The sequence below is a fragment of the Streptomyces sp. NPDC058289 genome (assembly GCF_042880975.1).
GTDB lineage: Bacteria > Actinomycetota > Actinomycetes > Streptomycetales > Streptomycetaceae > Streptomyces > Streptomyces stoeckheimensis.
Window position 1 is genome coordinate 21,848 of record NZ_JBHVYI010000081.1, and the last position, 17,851, is coordinate 39,698.

The 17,851-nt window shown below is 71.7% G+C and carries 17 protein-coding genes; 12 read left to right on the plus strand and 5 right to left on the minus strand.

All coding sequences use genetic code 11. The annotated features are described in order from the left end of the window. The first annotated feature begins 333 nt into the window (after positions 1 to 333). Both aceE and ACFVX6_RS31420 read left to right on the plus strand, forming a co-directional pair. A complete protein-coding gene (gene aceE, locus ACFVX6_RS31415; RefSeq protein ID WP_389697206.1) occupies positions 334 to 3,066 on the plus strand; it encodes a pyruvate dehydrogenase (acetyl-transferring), homodimeric type in 2,733 nt (910 codons plus the stop codon). 72 nt (positions 3,067 to 3,138) lie between these two features. Further along, positions 3,139 to 3,987, plus strand: coding sequence for a potassium channel family protein (locus ACFVX6_RS31420; protein WP_389697208.1), 849 nt, complete (start codon positions 3,139 to 3,141; stop codon positions 3,985 to 3,987). On the opposite strand, the gene ACFVX6_RS31425 is transcribed toward ACFVX6_RS31420, so the two are convergent. Further along, on the minus strand, positions 3,968 to 4,393 hold the full coding sequence (locus ACFVX6_RS31425) for a peptidase inhibitor family I36 protein (RefSeq protein WP_389697236.1): 426 nt from the start codon (positions 4,391 to 4,393) through the stop codon (positions 3,968 to 3,970). The two genes, ACFVX6_RS31420 and ACFVX6_RS31425, sit on opposite strands and share 20 nt — an antisense overlap. 127 nt (positions 4,394 to 4,520) lie before the next feature. Here ACFVX6_RS31425 and ACFVX6_RS31430 point away from each other — a divergent pair, with 127 nt between their 5' ends. Next, entirely contained in the window at positions 4,521 to 4,712 is a 192-nt protein-coding gene (locus ACFVX6_RS31430) for a hypothetical protein (RefSeq protein ID WP_389697210.1), read from the plus strand. Between the two features lie 71 nt (positions 4,713 to 4,783). Here ACFVX6_RS31430 and ACFVX6_RS31435 read toward each other — a convergent pair whose 3' ends face one another. After that, complete coding sequence (locus ACFVX6_RS31435) at positions 4,784 to 6,400, minus strand: MFS transporter (protein ID WP_389697212.1); 1,617 nt, start codon at positions 6,398 to 6,400, stop codon at positions 4,784 to 4,786. 91 nt (positions 6,401 to 6,491) lie between these two features. On the opposite strand from ACFVX6_RS31435, the gene ACFVX6_RS31440 reads away from it, so the two are divergent. The 3 genes from ACFVX6_RS31440 (at position 6,492) to ACFVX6_RS31450 (ending at position 9,500) form a co-directional block, all read left to right on the plus strand. Next, complete coding sequence (locus ACFVX6_RS31440) at positions 6,492 to 7,151, plus strand: TetR family transcriptional regulator (RefSeq protein WP_389697238.1); 660 nt, start codon at positions 6,492 to 6,494, stop codon at positions 7,149 to 7,151. 290 nt (positions 7,152 to 7,441) lie between these two features. Further along, a complete protein-coding gene (locus ACFVX6_RS31445) occupies positions 7,442 to 8,581 on the plus strand; it encodes an alpha/beta hydrolase (protein ID WP_389697240.1) in 1,140 nt (379 codons plus the stop codon). Between the two features lie 73 nt (positions 8,582 to 8,654). Then, positions 8,655 to 9,500 (plus strand): DUF4429 domain-containing protein, encoded by an 846-nt coding sequence (locus tag ACFVX6_RS31450; RefSeq protein ID WP_389697214.1) that lies wholly within the window; start codon positions 8,655 to 8,657, stop codon positions 9,498 to 9,500. A 111-nt stretch (positions 9,501 to 9,611) separates the two neighbouring features. On the opposite strand, the gene ACFVX6_RS31455 is transcribed toward ACFVX6_RS31450, so the two are convergent. After that, complete coding sequence (locus ACFVX6_RS31455; RefSeq protein ID WP_389697216.1) at positions 9,612 to 10,634, minus strand: aldo/keto reductase; 1,023 nt, start codon at positions 10,632 to 10,634, stop codon at positions 9,612 to 9,614. Next, positions 10,631 to 11,047 (minus strand): MerR family transcriptional regulator, encoded by a 417-nt coding sequence (locus ACFVX6_RS31460; RefSeq protein ID WP_389697218.1) that lies wholly within the window; start codon positions 11,045 to 11,047, stop codon positions 10,631 to 10,633. Before ACFVX6_RS31460 ends, ACFVX6_RS31455 begins: the two co-directional genes overlap by 4 nt. Before the next feature lie 60 nt (positions 11,048 to 11,107). Between ACFVX6_RS31460 and ACFVX6_RS31465 the strand changes: the two genes are divergently transcribed. Then, positions 11,108 to 11,926 (plus strand): serine hydrolase domain-containing protein, encoded by an 819-nt coding sequence (locus ACFVX6_RS31465; protein WP_389697242.1) that lies wholly within the window; start codon positions 11,108 to 11,110, stop codon positions 11,924 to 11,926. A gap of 38 nt (positions 11,927 to 11,964) precedes the next feature. Here the strand turns inward: ACFVX6_RS31465 and ACFVX6_RS31470 are convergent, their stop codons facing one another. Beyond that, positions 11,965 to 12,639, minus strand: a complete 675-nt coding sequence (locus ACFVX6_RS31470; RefSeq protein WP_389697220.1) for a pirin family protein — start codon at positions 12,637 to 12,639, stop codon at positions 11,965 to 11,967. A gap of 81 nt (positions 12,640 to 12,720) precedes the next feature. On the opposite strand from ACFVX6_RS31470, the gene ACFVX6_RS31475 reads away from it, so the two are divergent. From ACFVX6_RS31475 to fabF, 5 genes are all read left to right on the plus strand, one after another. Then, positions 12,721 to 13,938: a PucR family transcriptional regulator gene (locus ACFVX6_RS31475; RefSeq protein ID WP_389697222.1), complete on the plus strand. Its 1,218-nt coding sequence runs from the start codon at positions 12,721 to 12,723 to the stop codon at positions 13,936 to 13,938. Between the two features lie 89 nt (positions 13,939 to 14,027). Continuing rightward, complete coding sequence (locus ACFVX6_RS31480) at positions 14,028 to 14,954, plus strand: ACP S-malonyltransferase (protein ID WP_389697224.1); 927 nt, start codon at positions 14,028 to 14,030, stop codon at positions 14,952 to 14,954. Between the two features lie 19 nt (positions 14,955 to 14,973). Beyond that, positions 14,974 to 15,978, plus strand: coding sequence for a ketoacyl-ACP synthase III (locus ACFVX6_RS31485; RefSeq protein WP_327306897.1), 1,005 nt, complete (start codon positions 14,974 to 14,976; stop codon positions 15,976 to 15,978). Between the two features lie 62 nt (positions 15,979 to 16,040). Next, positions 16,041 to 16,289 carry an acyl carrier protein gene (locus ACFVX6_RS31490; protein ID WP_243329395.1) on the plus strand — a complete coding sequence of 83 codons (249 nt, stop codon included), beginning with the start codon at positions 16,041 to 16,043 and terminating at the stop codon, positions 16,287 to 16,289. A gap of 76 nt (positions 16,290 to 16,365) precedes the next feature. Then, positions 16,366 to 17,631, plus strand: coding sequence for a beta-ketoacyl-ACP synthase II (fabF, locus tag ACFVX6_RS31495; protein ID WP_389697227.1), 1,266 nt, complete (start codon positions 16,366 to 16,368; stop codon positions 17,629 to 17,631). Positions 17,632 to 17,851: the final 220 nt, after the last annotated feature.

The following is a 17,851-nucleotide window of genomic DNA, read 5'->3' on the forward strand; positions in this document are numbered from 1 at the left end:
CCGTCGAAACGGTGACGATTGCGGCCGTCTCGCCGCAACTTTCAGCCCTTCCGCATGTACCCCTGGTGATTCATCCCACACCATTCCACCTCATTCGGCACGGCCTCGGGACTTTCGCACCTGTTTGAGGGACGAACGGCCTTGCGAAGGGGGTGATCGACATGGGCGTAAGGTTGCGGTTTGGGCGTTGTCGTCGCCGCAGCCAGCACAATCCCGCCACCTCAAGGGATTACCCAACGGTAAAGATGACGATTTCTGCCGAGCGTAAGACCATGGGAGGCGGCGAACCCCAGTACAGCTTCAGCACGACTCCCCCGACAGCGAAGGAACAGCGTGGCTTCCGCATCCGATCGCAATCCGATCATCATTGGTGGCCTGCCGAGTCAGGTACCGGACTTCGATCCGGAAGAGACGCAGGAGTGGCTCGACTCCCTGGACGCGGCCGTCGACGAGCGGGGCCGTGAGCGCGCCCGCTACCTGATGCTGCGGCTGATGGAGCGCGCCCGCGAGAAGCGCGTGGCCGTGCCCGAGATGCGCTCCACGGACTACGTCAACACGATCGCCACCAAGGACGAGCCCTTCTTCCCCGGCAACGAGGAGATCGAGCGCAAGGTCCTCAACGCCACCCGGTGGAACGCGGCCGTCATGGTCTCGCGCGCCCAGCGCCCGGGGATCGGCGTCGGCGGTCACATCGCCACCTTCGCCTCCTCCGCCTCCCTCTACGACGTGGGCTTCAACCACTTCTTCCGGGGCAAGGACGAGGGCGACGGCGGCGACCAGATCTTCTTCCAGGGCCACGCCTCCCCCGGCATCTACGCCCGCGCCTACCTCCTGGACCGGCTCTCCGAGCAGCAGCTCGACGCGTTCCGCCAGGAGAAGTCGAAGGCCCCGTACGGCCTCTCCAGCTACCCGCACCCGCGGCTCATGCCGGACTTCTGGGAGTTCCCGACCGTCTCGATGGGCCTCGGCCCGCTCGGTGCGATCTACCAGGCCCGGATGAACCGGTACATGGAGGCCCGCGGGATCGCGGACACCTCCAAGTCACACGTTTGGGCGTACCTGGGCGACGGCGAGATGGACGAGCCCGAGTCGCTCGGTCAGCTCTCCATCGCGGCCCGCGAGCACCTCGACAACCTGACCTTCGTCGTCAACTGCAACCTGCAGCGCCTCGACGGCCCGGTCCGCGGCAACGGCAAGATCATGCAGGAGCTGGAGTCGCAGTTCCGCGGCGCCGGCTGGAACGTCATCAAGCTGATCTGGGACCGCTCCTGGGACCCGCTGCTGGCCCAGGACCGTGACGGCATCCTGGTCAACAAGCTGAACACCACCCCGGACGGCCAGTTCCAGACGTACGCCACCGAGACGGGCGCGTACATCCGCGACCACTTCTTCGGCGGCGACCACCGGCTCCGGGCCATGGTCGAGAACATGACCGACCAGCAGATCCAGCACCTGGGCCGCGGTGGTCACGACCACAAGAAGGTCTACGCGGCGTACGCGGCGGCCAAGGCCCACAAGGGCCAGCCGACGGTGATCCTGGCGCAGACGGTCAAGGGCTGGACCCTCGGTCCGAACTTCGAGGGCCGCAACGCGACCCACCAGATGAAGAAGCTGACGGCCGACGACCTCAAGCGCTTCCGCGACCGCCTGCACATCCCGATCACGGACGCCCAGCTGGAGGACGGCGCGCCGCCGTACTACCACCCGGGCCGCAACTCCCCCGAGATCCAGTACATGCACGACCGCCGCAGCGCGCTCGGCGGCTACGTGCCGACCCGCGTGGTGCGCGCGAAGCCGCTCCAGCTGCCGGGCGACGCCACCTACGCGGCGGCCAAGAAGGGCTCGGGCCAGCAGTCGATCGCCACCACCATGGCCTTCGTCCGCATCCTGAAGGACCTGATGCGGGACAAGGAGATCGGCAAGCGCTTCGTGCTGATCGCCCCCGACGAGTACCGCACCTTCGGCATGGACGCGTTCTTCCCGAGCGCCAAGATCTACAACCCGCTGGGCCAGCAGTACGAGGCGGTCGACCGCGACCTGCTGCTCGCGTACAAGGAGTCGCCGACCGGCCAGATGCTGCACGACGGCATCTCGGAGGCGGGCTGCACGGCTTCGCTGATCGCCGCTGGTTCGGCGTACGCGACGCACGGCGAGCCGCTGATCCCGGTCTACGTCTTCTACTCGATGTTCGGATTCCAGCGCACGGGTGACCAGTTCTGGCAGATGGCGGACCAGCTGGCGCGCGGTTTCGTCCTCGGTGCGACCGCCGGCCGGACCACCCTGACGGGTGAGGGCCTGCAGCACGCCGACGGCCACTCCCAGCTGCTGGCCTCGACGAACCCGGGCTGTGTGGCGTACGACCCGGCGTACGGGTACGAGATCGCGCACATCGTCAAGGACGGTCTGCGGCGCATGTACGGCCCCGACGCCGAGGACGTCTTCTACTACCTGACGGTCTACAACGAGCCCATCCAGCACCCGGCCGAGCCGGCCGGCGTGGACGTGGACGGGATCCTCAAGGGCATCCACCGGATCTCGCAGGGCACCTCGGGAACCGTCGGGGCGCAGATCATGGCCTCGGGCGTGGCGGTGCCGTGGGCGCTGGAGGCGCAGCGGATCCTGGCCGCCGAGTGGAACGTGAAGGCGGACGTCTGGTCGGCGACCTCCTGGAACGAGCTGCGCCGCGAAGCCGTCGCCGTGGAGGAGCACAACCTGCTCCACCCGGAGGAGGAGCAGCGCGTCCCGTACGTGACGAGCAAGCTGTCCGGCGCGGAGGGTCCGTTCGTGGCCGTCTCCGACTGGATGCGGGCGGTCCCGGACCAGATCTCGCGCTGGGTGCCCGGCACGTACACCTCGCTGGGCGCGGACGGCTTCGGCTTCGCGGACACGCGGGGCGCGGCCCGGCGCTTCTTCCACATCGACGCGCAGTCGGTGGTCCTCTCGGTGCTGACCGAGCTGGCCAAGGCGGGCAAGATCGACCGCTCGGCGCTGAAGCAGGCGATCGACCGGTACCAGCTGCTGGACGTCCGGGCGGCCGACCCGGGCGCGGCCGGGGGCGACGCGTAGCCGTCACTCTTCCGCAAGGGGCGCCGGGACACCTGTCCCGGCGCCCCTTACGCGTTCTTTACGATGCTCGGCATGAAGCAACCCTCCCCCCAGGCCCGGTGGGAACGCCGGACGCAGACGCCGCTGCTGGTGCTCGCCCTGGGATTCGCCGTGGCCTACGCGGTGCCCATCGTCCTGCCCGACGCGAGCCCGGTGGTGCACGCCGCCTGCAAGCATGCCGAGTGGGTGGTGTGGGCCGCCTTCGCCGCCGACTACCTGATGCGGCTGGGCCTGGCGCACTCGAAGAGGGCGTTCGTCCGGACCCACTGGCTGGACCTGGCGGCGGTGGTGCTGCCGATGATCCAGCCGCTGCGGCTGCTGCGGGTGGTGTCCACCCTGATGCTGGTGGGCCGGCGGGCCCGGATGGCCCCGCAGATCCGGCTCACCACCTACGTGGCGGGCTCGGTGGTCGGACTGCTGATGTTCGGCTCGCTGGCGGTGCTCAGCGTGGAGCGGGACGCCCCCGACGGCAACATCAAGAACCTCGGGGACGCTCTGTGGTGGTCGGTGACCACGATGACGACGGTCGGCTACGGGGACCACTCCCCCACCACCGGACTCGGACGGCTGCTGGCGGTGGGGCTGATGCTGTCCGGCATCGCGCTGCTGGGTGTGGTGACCGCCAACATCGCGGCCTGGTTCATCTCCCGCTTCGAGCGCGACGACCTGGTGGAACGCGCCCAGACGGCGGCGATCTCCGAACTGGCGGCGGAGGTACGGGCGCTGCGTGCCGAGGTCGCCCGCCTCGGCGGGATCCCCGCGGCCACCGGGGTTGCGGCGGCCGCGGAGCCCGTCGGGGAGCCCGGCCCGGGCGCGGAGGTCTGCGCCCAGGCCGGGCCGGTCCAGGCGGGCGGCGGATTCGTCAGCGCTCCCACACCTTGAACGCCCTGACCTGGTAGGGCGACTGGGGCAGCCACACCCCGTCGCCCGGGTAGGTCTGGAACTCACCGGTCTCGGCGCACTCGGCCGACTGGTAGGTGGTGACCGGGCGGCCGGTCCGGTTCGTGAGGGACTGGGCGGTGGTCCCGGCGGGCAGGGCGGTGCAGCTGTTGATGTCGAGGGTGCTGAGCTCGTGGGTCGTGCGGGCGCCCTTGAACTCCGGCTTCGCCCACAGGCACAGCTGCCCGGTGGCGCAGGCCCCGAGCGCCGGGGGGCCGGCGGCCCGCCCCTTCGTCCGCCCGGAGGCCCGTACCGGAGCCGGAGCGTCGGCCCGGGCCCGTACCGGAGCCTGGGCCCGGGCCGGAACCTGGGCCTTGGCCTGCGCAGGGATCAGGGCCGGCGCCCGCACCGGCGTACGGCCCGGGGCGCGGCTCGCCGCGTGGGCGGATTCCGCGGTGCCCGGGATCAGCAGGGTGGCGGCGAGAACGGTGGCCGTGGCGGCTGTGCGCCCGGAGAAAGTGGTGCTCCACGTACGCATGACGGGTCAACTCCTGGTGGACGTACGGGCCCCGGACCGTTTCCGGAGCTCCGTCGGCACCACGCTGACCTGCGCGGACGTCCCGGCGGAAGGGGTCGCGAGCGGGTCCACCCTGATAGGCGACAGCCCCGCCGGATCGCCCGGCGGGGCTGCGGCGGCCCCGGAGTTGACGCCTCCGCGACCACCGTGACCGCCCCGGCCGCCCGGCCCGCGGCACGGCGCCAGCGGGGCACCGTGCCGGGGCGGGCGGGCGGGACGGAGCTAGATGTGGGCCGCGCCCGCCCCCGCAGCCGCGTTCTCGCCGCGCTTCGTGAAGCCGGCCACGACCGCGGCGAACACCGCGACCACGCCCGCGACGGTGAAGGCCGTGCTCATCCCTGACACGAACGTGTCGTGCGCGACCCCCGTGATGGTCGCCGCGAGCTGCTCCGGAGCGCCCGGCGGGATCGGGGCGATGCCGACCTGGATGCCCTTCTCCGCGAGGTCCGCCTGCTCCGGGGTGATCGGCGGCAGCCCGGCTCCGGCCCAGTTGTCCTCGAAGACGCTGCCGACCTTGCTCGCCATGACCGCGCCGAGCACGGCGGTGCCCAGGCTGCCGCCGACCTGCATGGCGGCCTGCTGGAGCCCGCCGGCCACGCCCGAGAGCTCCAGCGGGGCGTTGCCCACGATGACCTCGGTGGCGCCGACCATGACGGGCGCGAGCCCGAGGCCCATCAGGGCGAACCAGAGCGACATGGTGAGGGTGGAGGTGCCCGGGGTCAGCTGGGACATCCCGAAGCAGGCGGCGGCGGTGGCGACCATTCCGGCGACCAGCGGCAGCCGCGGGCCGACCTTGGTGATGGCCAGGCCCGCCAGCGGCGATCCGACGATCATCATGCCGGTCAGCGGCAGCAGGTGCAGGCCGCTGTCGACGGGGCTCATGCCGTGGACGTTCTGCAGGTAGAAGGTGACGAAGAACAGCCCGCCCATGAAGGCGAAGGCCATCAGGACCATCAGCACCGTGCCCGCGGACAGCGGCAGCGAGCGGAACATCCCGAGCGGGATCAGCGGCTCGGAGACGAAGTTCTCCCAGAGGGCGAAGGCCACGAAGCACACGAGGGACCCGCCGAGGAAGGCGAGGGTCTTGGCGTCGCCCCAGCCCCATTCCGAGGCCTTGATCAGCGCCCAGATCAGCGAGAACATCCCGGTCGACAGCAGCAGGATGCCCGGGAGGTCGAAGGAGCGCGGGGCGTTCTCGGCCCGGTGGTCGACCAGGATGAACAGGCCGAAGGCGAGCGCGACGATGCCGACGGGCACGTTGATGAAGAAGACGGACTGCCAGCTCACGTTCTCGACGAGCAGGCCGCCGACGATCGGCCCGGCGGCGGTCGAGGCGCCGATGACCATGCCCCAGATGCCGATGGCCATGTTGAGCTTCTCGGCCGGGAAGGTCGCCCGCAGCAGGCCCAGCGCGGCGGGCATCAGCAGCGCTCCGAAGACGCCCTGTGCGACGCGGAAGCCGATGACGAGCTCGACGCCGCCGGAGAGGCCGATGGCCGCCGAGGAGACGGCGAAACCGGCGATGCCGATGAGGAAGGTCTGGCGGTGGCCGAAGCGGTCGCCGAGCTTGCCCGCGGTGATGAGGGAGACCGCGAGGGCGAGCAGGTAGCCGTTGGTGATCCACTGGACGTCGGCGAGCGAGGCGCCGAGGTCCTTCTGGATGGCCGGGTTGGCGACGGCCACGATCGTGCCGTCGAGGGTGACCATCATGACGCCGATCGCGACGGCGAACAGGGTGAGCCACGGGTGGCCCCGAAGGCCCGTACGGACCGGCGAGGGGCCCGGTTCCTTGGTGAGCGAGAGTGCGTCCCCGCCGTCGACGGTGATCTGACTAGTCATGCGAACAGGTTAGTGACAGCGACTGACACTTCACAGACCGGTTCGTCAGACAGCCACTGTCAGGTCGGTCACAGGTACCCTGACCGCCGTGATGACCGATCAGCGGCCCGCGTCCGCACCGCAGGCCGGACTGCGCGAGCGCAAGAAACAGCGCACGCGCGACGCACTGCTGCGCGCCGCCCTCCTCCTCTTCATCGCCCAGGGGTACGAGGAGACGACCGTCGACGAGATCGCCGACGCCGTGGACGTCTCCCAGCGCACCTTCTTCCGGTACTTCGCCAACAAGGAAGAGGTCGCCTTCGCCGTCCAGGACCTGGTCGAATCGCACTTCGTCGCGGCGCTGCACTCCCGCCCGCCCGCCGAGGGCCCCTTCGAGGCGATGCGCTCGGCCGTGCTCGCCGCCTGGGACACCGTCGAAGAGGCCATTTCGGACCTGGTCCCCCTCGACCTGTACATGCGCAGCTACCGGCTCATCGAGTCCACCCCGGCCCTGCTCGCCGTGCACCTGCGCCGCTCCACCGAGCTGGAGGAGCGGATCGCCCGGCTGATAGCCGAGCGCGAGGGCCTGGACGTGGACACCGACCCGCGCCCGCGGGTGGCCGTCGCCGCGTTCACCGGCGTGATGCGCGTCACCGGCCGGCTCTGGGGGCAGGGCGAGGACACCAGCGTGGCCGCCATCCGGCGGATGACCGAGGTCTACCTCGACCAGATCGGCCCCGCGCTGGCCGCCGACTGGCGCCGGCCCGCCTGACCGGGGCACTTTCCGCCCGGCCCGCCCTGTCGGGCGAAGGCCGGACGAAGCCGGGCGAAGGCCCCGTACGGGTCGGGGCGCCCGCGCACGCAGGTCCCGTACGGGAGCACCCGCCGGCGGGGCGTCCCAAGGTCGGCGGTGACACCCGTCACCCGACGCGCAGGCACCCGCGGCGGTCTCCTACGCTGGGCGCAGTGAACCTGCCCGGCCCCGCCCACACCCGCTCCGCCGACGCCCCCGCGCGCCCGGCCGCCCTGCGCGCCCTGCTCGCGCTGACGGTGGTCTTCCTGATGCTCGCGACCACGGGCTGGACGGCCGTCTACCGGCCCGCGAGCGAGGCGTCCCCGCGCGCGGCCGCGCTCGCCTCCTGGGCAGCGGCGCGCTTCGAAGGCCGGGCCCTGCCCGCCGCGGACGCCCCGGCACCCGTGGTGGCACGCTTCTTCGCGAGCCTCGACGGCGCCCAGCGCGCCCGGCTCACCGAGGGCCACCCGCTGGTGGTCGGCAACCTCGACGGCGTGCCGCCCGGCGTCCGCTACCGGGCCAACCGGATGGCGCTGAAGCAGGCCGCGCGGGTCGAGGACGCCCGCGCGCACGACATCACGCTGGCCCCCTCCGACCGCGCCGTCGCCGGCCGGCGCGCCCACCGCTTCGAGTCCCTCGCCGAGCCCGGCCGGCAGATCCTCGTCTTCGACCCCACCGGCGGCGCCCTCGTCGCCGAGGTCTTCGGCGACCTCGGCGAGGCCCGCCGGGTCTCGGTGGTCGTCCCCGGGGTCGACACCGACGCGCTCACCTTCGAGCGCACGGTGCGCCGGCTGACCGCCCCCGTCGGCATGGCGGAGTCCCTGTACGCGGCCGAACGCACGGCCGCCCCGGGCAGCCGGACCGCGGTCATCGCCTGGGCCGGCTACACCGCGCCGACCGGCGTCGGCATGGACGCGGCGACCGGGCGACTGGCCCTGGACGGCGCGGCCAGACTGCGCTCGCTGACCTCCGCGCTGCCCGGGCGGGCGAGCGTGGCACTGTTCTGCCACAGCTACGGTTCGGTGGTGTGCGGCGTGGCGGCCCACGAACTGCCGTCCCGGGTCACGGACATCGTGGTGGCGGGCAGCCCCGGGATGCGCGCCGCGAACGCCGCCGAGCTGGGCACCTCGGCGCGGGTGTGGGCGATGCGGGACGCCGGTGACTGGATCGCCGACGTGCCCCACCTGGAGTTCGGGGGCCTGGGCCACGGCGCGGATCCGGTCTCCGAGGAGTTCGGCGCGCGGGTCCTGTCGGCGGCCGGAGCCAAGAGCCACACCGGCTACTTCGAGCCAGGAACCGAATCCCTGGACAACTTCGCCAAAATCGGAACCGGCGCATTCGGTTCCACCGTGTGCGCCGCCGGGAACGACACCTGCCGACGCGGAACATCCGGGACGGACGGTCCCTGACCGCTCGGCCGACCCGAAATCGGACCTCACGGCGGGGGGACGCACAGGGGTGCGCCCCTTTACGATGTGCCGCATGGGTGACGCACTGGCCGGAAACCATGCCGTCTGGGAGTTCGACCGCACCACGAACTCGCTCATCATCCGCTTCGCACGGGGGATGCGAACGCCCAGACTCTGGCACGCCCTGGGGGAACGCCGGATTCCCCTCGAGGCGTTGTCCGGGGTGAGCCTGACCGTGGGACGGCGGGACACCCTGGTGCTGCACGCCCGCGTACGGGTGGGAGCGGACCCGCTGATGGAGGCCGCGGCGGGGCAGTTGAGAGAAGCCTGCGATCCGTACCGGCTGGTGCTGCCGGGTGGCGGCGCCGGGGCCGGCCGGGCGGCGGCCTTCACCGAAATCCTGCGCGAGCGGCTGGGTCCGGCCGGGCCGGCCGAACGGTTCCTCGTCTCCGTCCCGGAGCCCCCGGCCACGCTGAAGGCGTACGACGCCCGGCTCGCCTTCGACGGCGGCGCCGTCACCTTCCGCTGGTCGCGCACCGGGGCCACCAGCACCAAGTGGAAGGCGGGCGACCAGCGGTACGCGCTGACGGCCCTGGCCGGGTTGGTCTGGCACTCCCCGGAACGGTCCGGCGGGCACCTGCGGCTCTTGCCCCGCGAGGGCGCCGGCGATCCCCGGCCGGACCACGATCTCGCCTCCGCGGTCTTCGGCGTGGGGTACGGAGCCGTGCACGAGTCGCTGCCGTTCGCGGCGGCGGTGCTCGTGGCGCTGCGGGCGCGGGCGGTGGTCGCCTCCGGCGCGGCGGTGCCGGGGGCCCGGGCCGGGGAGCGGATGCAGCATCTCGCCGAGCTGCACGGTGCGGGGCTCCTCACGGATGCGGAGTACCGGGCCCTGCGGGACCGCTTCACGGCCGGAGCCTGACCCTGCGGGGCCCGGGCCCGGCCCTGCGGGGCTGTCCCCCACCCGCCCTTCCACCGTTCCCTGGGGCTCCGCCCCGGACCCCGCGCCTCAAACGCCGGACGGCTGAAAGGACTACCCCTCCCGGGCCGCCGACGTGTGGCTCATGTCGGGGTAGCGGTCGCCCGCGACCTGGGCGGCGATGGGGTCCAGGAGGGACAGTTCGGCGTCCGTCAGCGTGATGCGGGTCGCCGCCGTGTTCTCCGCGAGGCGGGAGGGCTTGCGGGTGCCCGGGATCGGGACGACCGTCAGGCCGTGCACCGCCGCCCGCTGTTGCACCCATGCCAGGGCGATCTGCGCCGGCGTGGCCCCGCGGGCCGCCGCGATCTCCCGTACGGGGGTCAGCAGCGCCCCGTTCGTCTTCGCGTTGTCCCCCGTGAACCGGGGCTGGTACTGCCGGAAGTCATCGGCCGTCAGCTCCGCCGACGCGTCCGCGAACGCCCCGGTCAGGAAGCCGCGACCGAGCGGGGAGTACGGCACGAAGGCCACGCCCAGCTCCGCCGCCGCGCCCACCGCGCTGCGCTCCACGTCCCGGCTGAACAGCGACCACTCCGACTGGAGCGCCGCAATCGGGTGCACCGCGTGCGCCTCGCGCAGCTCTGCGCCGGTCACCTCGCTGAGCCCGAGGTGGCGCACCTTGCCCTCCTGCACCAGCTCCGCCATCGCGCCCACCGACTCGGCGAGCGGAACGCCCGGATCCCGCCGGTGCATGTAGTAGAGGTCGATCACGTCGGTGCCCAGCCTGCGCAGGCTGTCCTCCACCGCGCCGCGGATGTACGCGCGGTCGTTGCGGACCCCCCGGTACAGCGGGTCGTCCGTCCGCTCGATGGCGAACTTCGTGGCGAGGGTGATCCGGTCGCGGTGCGCGGCCACGAACGGCGCGAGGAACTCCTCGTTGGCGCCCCGCCCGTAGACGTCGGCGGTGTCGAAGAGGGTGACTCCGGCCTCCAGTGCCGCGTCCAGCGTCTGCCGGGCGGCCGCCTCGTCGGTGTCCCCGTAGAACTCGCTCATGCCCATGCAGCCGAGCCCCTGGACGCCCACCAGCGGGCCGCCTCCGCCCAGTTCGACCTGCTCGATCCCTACCGTGTTCCCGGTCATGTCCGGTCTGCCTCTCCCGCGACGGTGGTGCACATCGCATACGTATCGATCTTGTAGTCCAGCACGGCGAGCGCGTCGGTCAGTTCCGCGATCCGCGTCCGCACCTCGTCGCGCGTGCGCTCCAGCAGTTCGCGCCGGTCGTCGGCGGTGTGCGGGCCCTCACGGACGAGTTCTGCGTACCGGACCATGTCCGCCACCGACATTCCGGTGGTGCGCAACTTGCCGACGAAGCCCAGCCAGTCGAGGTCCTTGTCGGTGAACCGCCGCTGCCCCGAGTGCGAACGGTCCACGTGCGGCATGAGGCCGATCCGCTCGTACCAGCGCAAGGTGTGCTGGGTCAGACCGGTCCGTGCCTCGACCTCGCTGATCGTGTACCGCGTCTGCGTCTGCAGGGGGGTCTGGGTCAGGCTCATGGCTCCACGCTAAATCCTTGGAGTGCACTCCAAGCAAGTACCCTCGGCCGCATGGAGAGCTTGCAGAGTCTGCGCATCATCGAGAACTGGCCGGTTCCGACCGCCGCCGCGGCCGTCGTCCGCGCCGACGGGACCGTGCTCGGCGCCCACGGCCCGGTGGACCACCGCTTCCCGCTGGCCTCCGTCACCAAGCCGCTCGCCGCCTACGCCGCCCTCGTCGCCTACGAGGAGGGCGCGATCGAGCTGGACGAGCCGGCCGGGCCCGAGGGCTCCACCGTGCGCCACCTGCTCGCCCACACCAGCGGCCTGGCCTTCGACGAGCACCGGGTGACGGCCCCTCCCGGGCAGCGCCGGCTGTACTCGAACGCCGGATTCGAGGAGCTCGGCGACCACATCGCGAAGGCCACCGGGATCCCCTTCGCCGCGTACCTTGCCGAGGCCGTCTTCGAGCCGCTGGGCATGGCGTCGAGCAGCCTGGAGGGCTCCCCGGCCAAGGACGGCGTCTCCACCGTCTCCGACCTCCTGCGCTTCGCCGCCGAGCTCCAGCAGCCCCGGCTGCTGGACGTCCGCACCGTCGCGGAGGCCACCTCCGTGGTCCACCCCGGGCTCAAGGGCGTGCTGCCCGGCTACGGCCACCAGTCCCCCAACGACTGGGGGCTCGGCCTGGAGATCCGCGACGGGAAGGCCCCGCACTGGACCGGCACCGGTTCCTCGCCGCGCACCTTCGGGCACTTCGGGCAGGCCGGGACCTTCCTGTGGGTGGACCCGGACGCCCGCGCCGCCTGCGTGGCGCTGACGGACCGCGCCTTCGGGCCGTGGGCGGTCGAGGCCTGGCCACCGTTCACCGACGCGGTGCTCGCCGAGCTCAGGACCCGCTGAGGCCCCTGCCCAACGGGACCCCGCCTACGCGATCCCGCCTATGAAAACTCCCAGATCAGCACCTCGGCCGGCGATCCGGCGATCAGCTCCAGCTCCGGCTCGCCGGTGATCCGCGCCGAGTCCCCGGGCCCGAGCTCCGCGCCGTCCAGCCGCAGGTCTCCCCGTACGACGTGCAGGTACACCCGCCCGGCGGCCGGTACGGCGACCCGCTCGCCCGCGCCCGGACGGCGTACGTGCAGGACGGCGCCGGCCGCGGGCACGGCGTAGGGCGTGCTGTCGGCGATCCCCCGGACCAGCGCGTACGAGGGCTCCCCGGCCGGATCGGCCGGGGCCAGCCACATCTGGACGAAGCGCAGCGGCCCGGGGCCGTCGTTGCGTTCCACGTGCCGGGTCCCGGACGCCGCGCCGAGGTGCTGTACGTCCCCGGGCCGCACCAGGGTGGTCGCGCCCGTGGCGTCGCGGTGGGTGAGCTCGCCCTCGGCCACCCAGGTCACGATCTCGGTGTGACTGTGGGGGTGCTCGTCGAAGCCGGCGCCCGGGGCGAGGCTCTCCTCGTTGCACGCCATGACCGGGCCGAACCTCAGGTTGTCGGGGTCGTAGTGCGGGCCGAAGGAGAAGGCGTGCCGGGTGGTGATCCCGGTGGCGGCAGCGCCCTCTGCCACGTCGACGTCCCCGCCCTCGTACCGGTCGGCGCCTCGGCGTACATCAATCATGGGGGCCACGGTAGCCCCCGGGGCGCGGCCCGGGACGGGACCGGACTCCGCGCAACGGTCCCGATAAGGCAGTCTTGTCACGTGCCCCAACCCGAACGTGAGCATTCACCCGCGGTCCACCCCGCGCATCCGGCTCCGCCCCATCCGCACGCCGCGACGCTGCGACGGCTGGAGAAGTCCTCCGGCCGGCTCGCCGCCAACGCCATCGCGCGCATGGACGAGACGCTGTCGTGGTACCGGGCGATGCCGCCGGAGAACCGGTCCTGGATCGGCCTGGTCGCCCAGGCCGGCATCGCCGCGTTCACCGAGTGGTTCCGGCATCCGGAGACCCCCCAGGCGATCTCCACCGATGTCTTCGGGACGGCTCCGCGCGAGCTGACCCGGGCGATCACCCTGCGCCAGACCGTCGAGATGGTGCGCACCACGATCGAGGTCATGGAGACCGCGATCGACGAGGTCGCGGCGCCCGGCGACGAGTCGATCCTGCGCGAGGCCCTGCTCGTGTACGCCCGGGAGATCGCCTTCGCGACCGCCCAGGTCTACGCCCAGGCAGCCGAGGCGCGCGGTGCGTGGGACGCCCGGCTGGAGTCCCTGGTGGTCAACGCGGTGCTGTCCGGGGAGGCCGACGAGGGCGCGCTGTCCCGGGCCGCGGCCCTCGGCTGGAACTCCCCCGAGCACGTGTGCGTGGTGCTGGGCACGGCTCCGGAGGGCGACAGCGAGCTGACGGTCGAGGCGATCCGGCGGGCTGCCCGCCACCACAAGCTGCAGGTGCTCACGGGCGTGCTGGGCGACCGGCTCGTGGTCATCGCGGGTGGCAGCGACAATCCGATGCAGGTGGCGAAGTCGCTGATCGGGCCGTTCGCGGCGGGTGCGGTGGTCGCCGGACCGGTGGTCCCGGACCTGCTGAACGCCACGAAATCGGCGCAGGCCGCCGCGGCCGGGCTCAAGGCCTGTACGGCGTGGCAGGACGCGCCGAGGCCGGTGCTCGCGGACGATCTCCTGCCCGAACGCGCGATCGCCTCCGACCCTTCGGCCCGCGAGCAGTTGGTGGAGGAGATCTACAGACCGCTCGAAGAGGCCGGCTCGGCCCTGTTGGAAACGCTGAGTGTCTACCTGGAACAGGCGAGCAGCCTCGAGGGTGCGGCCCGGATGCTGTTCGTGCACCCCAACACCGTGCGCTACCGGCTCCGACGTGTGACAGACGTCACCGGCTGGTCGCCCTCGGATGTCCGCTCCGCGTTCACGCTGCGGATCGCCCTGATCCTCGGGCGTCTGGCCGACGGCGATCCTCAGTCCTAAGCTTTTGTCGGACATCAACAATTACCCCGATGGTTCTTCGTCCCTGTCCCCACGGGCGGCGCGGACCGAACACAAGAGAGAGTGTGAGGGTGCTCGTACTCGTCGCTCCCGGCCAAGGCGCACAGACGCCCGGCTTCCTGACTCCCTGGCTCGAACTGCCCGGCGCCGCTGACCGCGTCGCCGGCTGGTCGGACGCCATCGGGCTCGACCTTGCCCACTACGGCACGCAGGCCGACGCGGACGAGATCCGCGACACGGCCGTCGCACAGCCCCTGCTGGTGGCCGCCGGCCTGCTCGCCGCGGCCGAGCTGACCGCCAAGGTCGGCCCGGCCTCCTTCGGCGCCGTCGCGGGCCACAGCGTCGGCGAGATCACCGCCGCCGCGTACGCCGGGGTGCTGTCCGACACGGACGCGCTGTCCTTCGTGCGCTCCCGCGGACTCGCCATGGCCGAGGCCGCGGCGATCACCGCGACGGGCATGGCCGCCGTCCTCGGCGGGGACCCGGACGTCGTCGTCGCGCACCTGGAGAAGCTGGGTCTGACCCCGGCCAACGTCAACGGCGCGGGCCAGATCGTGGCCGCGGGGACCATGGAGCAGATCGCGGCCCTGGAGGCCGAGAAGCCCGAGGGTTCCATGAAGGTCGTCGCCCTCAAGGTCGCGGGCGCCTTCCACACGCACCACATGGCTCCGGCGGTCGCCGGTCTGGAGAAGGCCGCTGCGGCCCTGTCCCCGGCCGACCCGGAGCTGACGTACGTATCGAACAAGGATGGTCAGGTCGTGACCACGGGCGCCGATGTCGTCGCCCGGCTGGTGGGCCAGGTGGCCAACCCGGTCCGCTGGGACCTGTGCATGGAGACGTTCGCCGCACTGGGCGTCACCGGGATCGTCGAACTGTCCCCCGGTGGCACCCTGACGGGTCTGGCCAAGCGCGCGCTGAAGGGCGTACCGAGCGTGGCCCTGAAGACCCCGGACGATCTCGAAAAGGCCGCGACGCTCGTCTCCGAGCACGCGGTCTGAGAGAAGGAGCCCACTCAGCATGTCGAAGATCAAGCCTGCCAAGGGCTCCCCGTACGCCCGCATCCTCGGTGTCGGCGGCTACCGTCCGATCCGCGTGGTGCCGAACGAGGTCATCCTCGAAACCATCGACTCCTCCGACGAGTGGATCCGCTCCCGCTCCGGTATCGCGACGCGGCACTGGGCCTCCCCGCAGGAGACCGTCGCCGCGATGTCGGTGGAGGCCTCGGGCAAGGCCCTGGCCGCCGCCGGGATCGCTCCGGAGAAGATCGGCGCCGTGATCGTCTCGACGGTGTCGCACTTCAAGCAGACCCCGGCCGTGGCGACCGAGATCGCGCACCGCATCGGCGCGGGCAAGCCCGCCGCCTTCGACATCTCCGCGGGCTGCGCCGGGTTCGGCTACGGCCTGACCCTGGCCAAGGGCCTCGTGGTGGAGGGTTCCGCGGAGTACGTCCTCGTCATCGGCGTGGAGCGGCTCTCGGACCTGACCGACCTGGAGGACCGCGCGACGGCCTTCCTCTTCGGTGACGGCGCGGGCGCCGTGGTCGTCGGCCCCTCGGACGAACCGGCCATCGGCCCCACGGTGTGGGGTTCGGAGGGCGACAAGTCGGAGACCATCAAGCAGACCGTGCCGTGGGACGAGTACCTCGGCAAGGACGGCGGCGAAAAGTTTCCCGCCATCACGCAGGAGGGCCAGGCGGTCTTCCGCTGGGCCGTCTTCGAGATGGCCAAGGTGGCCCAGCAGGCGCTCGACGCAGCCGGGATCACCGCCGATGACCTGGACGTCTTCATTCCGCACCAGGCGAACATGCGGATCATCGATTCGATGGTGAAGACTCTGAAGCTGCCGGAGCACGTCACGGTCGCCCGTGACATCGAAACCACCGGCAACACCTCGGCCGCCTCGATTCCGCTCGCAATGGAGCGGCTCCTGGCGACCGGTGCGGCGAAGAGCGGCGACACCGCGCTCGTCATCGGCTTCGGGGCGGGGCTCGTCTACGCCGCCACGGTCGTTACCCTCCCCTAGGGCCCGGGATCCACATCCCGTGCTCCGTTCGACCCCCAGCTAGCTATAGAAGGAGCGCCATCATGGCCTTCACCCAGGAAGAAATCGTCGAAGGTCTCGCGGAGATCGTCAACGAGATCGCCGGCATCCCGACCGAGGACGTCCAGCTCGAGAAGTCCTTCACCGACGACCTGGACGTCGACTCGCTGTCCATGGTCGAGGTCGTCGTCGCCGCCGAAGAGCGCTTCGAGGTGAAGATCCCGGACGAGGACGTCAAGGGTCTGAAGACCGTCGGCGACGCCGCGAGCTACATCCTCAAGCACCAGGCCTGAGCCTGACGAGCGTTTGTCGCCACCTGGCGGTGGCGCCGTGACAATTCACCCCCTGAAACGTGGAGAAAGAATTCCTGTGAGCCCGACCAATCGCACCGTGGTCGTCACCGGTATCGGCGCAACCACTCCGCTGGGTGGCGACAGCGCTTCGACCTGGGAAGGTCTGCTTGCCGGCCGTTCCGGCGTAAAGCCCCTCGAGGGCGAGCGCTTCGCCGAACTCCCGGTCCGCATCGCCGCCACCGCCGCCGTGGACCCGAGTGAGGTCCTCCCCCGGCCGCTGGCCCGCAAGCTGGACCGCTCGGCCCAGTTCGCGATCATCGCGGCCCGCGAGGCGTGGGCCGACGCCGGTTACACCGCCCCGGCGGGCGAGGACGCGTCCATCGCGCCCGAGCGCCTGGGCACCGTCATCGCCTCCGGCATCGGCGGCGTGACCACCCTGCTCGACCAGTACGACGTACTGAAGGAAAAGGGTGTGCGCCGGGTCTCCCCGCACACCGTCCCCATGCTCATGCCCAACGGCCCGTCGGCCAACGTCGGCCTGGAGGTCAACGCCCGCGCGGGTGTGCACACTCCGGTCAGCGCCTGCGCCTCCGGCGCCGAGGCCATCGGCTACGCCGTCGAGATGATCCGTACCGGCCGTGCCGACGTGGTCGTCGCCGGCGGTACCGAGGCGGCGATCCACCCGCTGCCGATCGCGGCCTTCGCCAACATGATGGCGATGTCCAAGAACAACGAGAACCCGACCACGGCCTCCCGTCCGTACGACAAGGCCCGCGACGGCTTCGTCCTCGGCGAGGGTGCGGGCGTCATCGTCCTCGAGTCCGCCGAGCACGCCGCCGCGCGCGGCGCCCGGGTCTACTGCGAGGTGCTGGGCCAGGGCCTGTCCGCGGACAGCCACCACATCGCGCAGCCGGAGCCGACCGGCCGCGGTGTCTCGGCCGCCCTGCAGAACCTGCTCGACAACACGGGCCTGGACCCGGCCGAGCTGGTCCACGTGAACGCGCACGCCACGTCCACCCCGCAGGGTGACACGGCCGAGCTGAAGGCCCTGCGCAAGGTGCTGGGCGACGACCTCGACCACATCGCGATCTCGGCCACGAAGTCGATGACCGGTCACCTCCTGGGTGGCGCGGGCGGCATCGAGACCGTCGCGACGGTCCTGGCGCTGTACCACCGCCTCGCCCCGCCGACGATCAACCTCGACGACATCGACGCGGACATCGACGCGGACATCGTGCGCAACGAGCCCCGCAAGCTCCCGGCCGACGGCCCGATCTCCGCGATCAACAACTCCTTCGGCTTCGGCGGCCACAACGTCTCCCTGGCCTTCCGAACTGTTTAGTGCGCCTAAACCGGCGCGGCTCTCGCGGACCTGGTTGCTCGCCGCTGTGGCTGCTCAATTGATGGTCGCGGTGTTCGTCGTTTGAACACCGCGACCGGCACGCCGAATGCCCCCCCCGTATCACCCCCGGGGGGCTTAGGGGGGTCCGCGGCCCAGACCACCCGGGGGAGACAACCCCCCCCGGCGCCCCCGCCCCCCAATCCGCAGTGGTCGACGACCA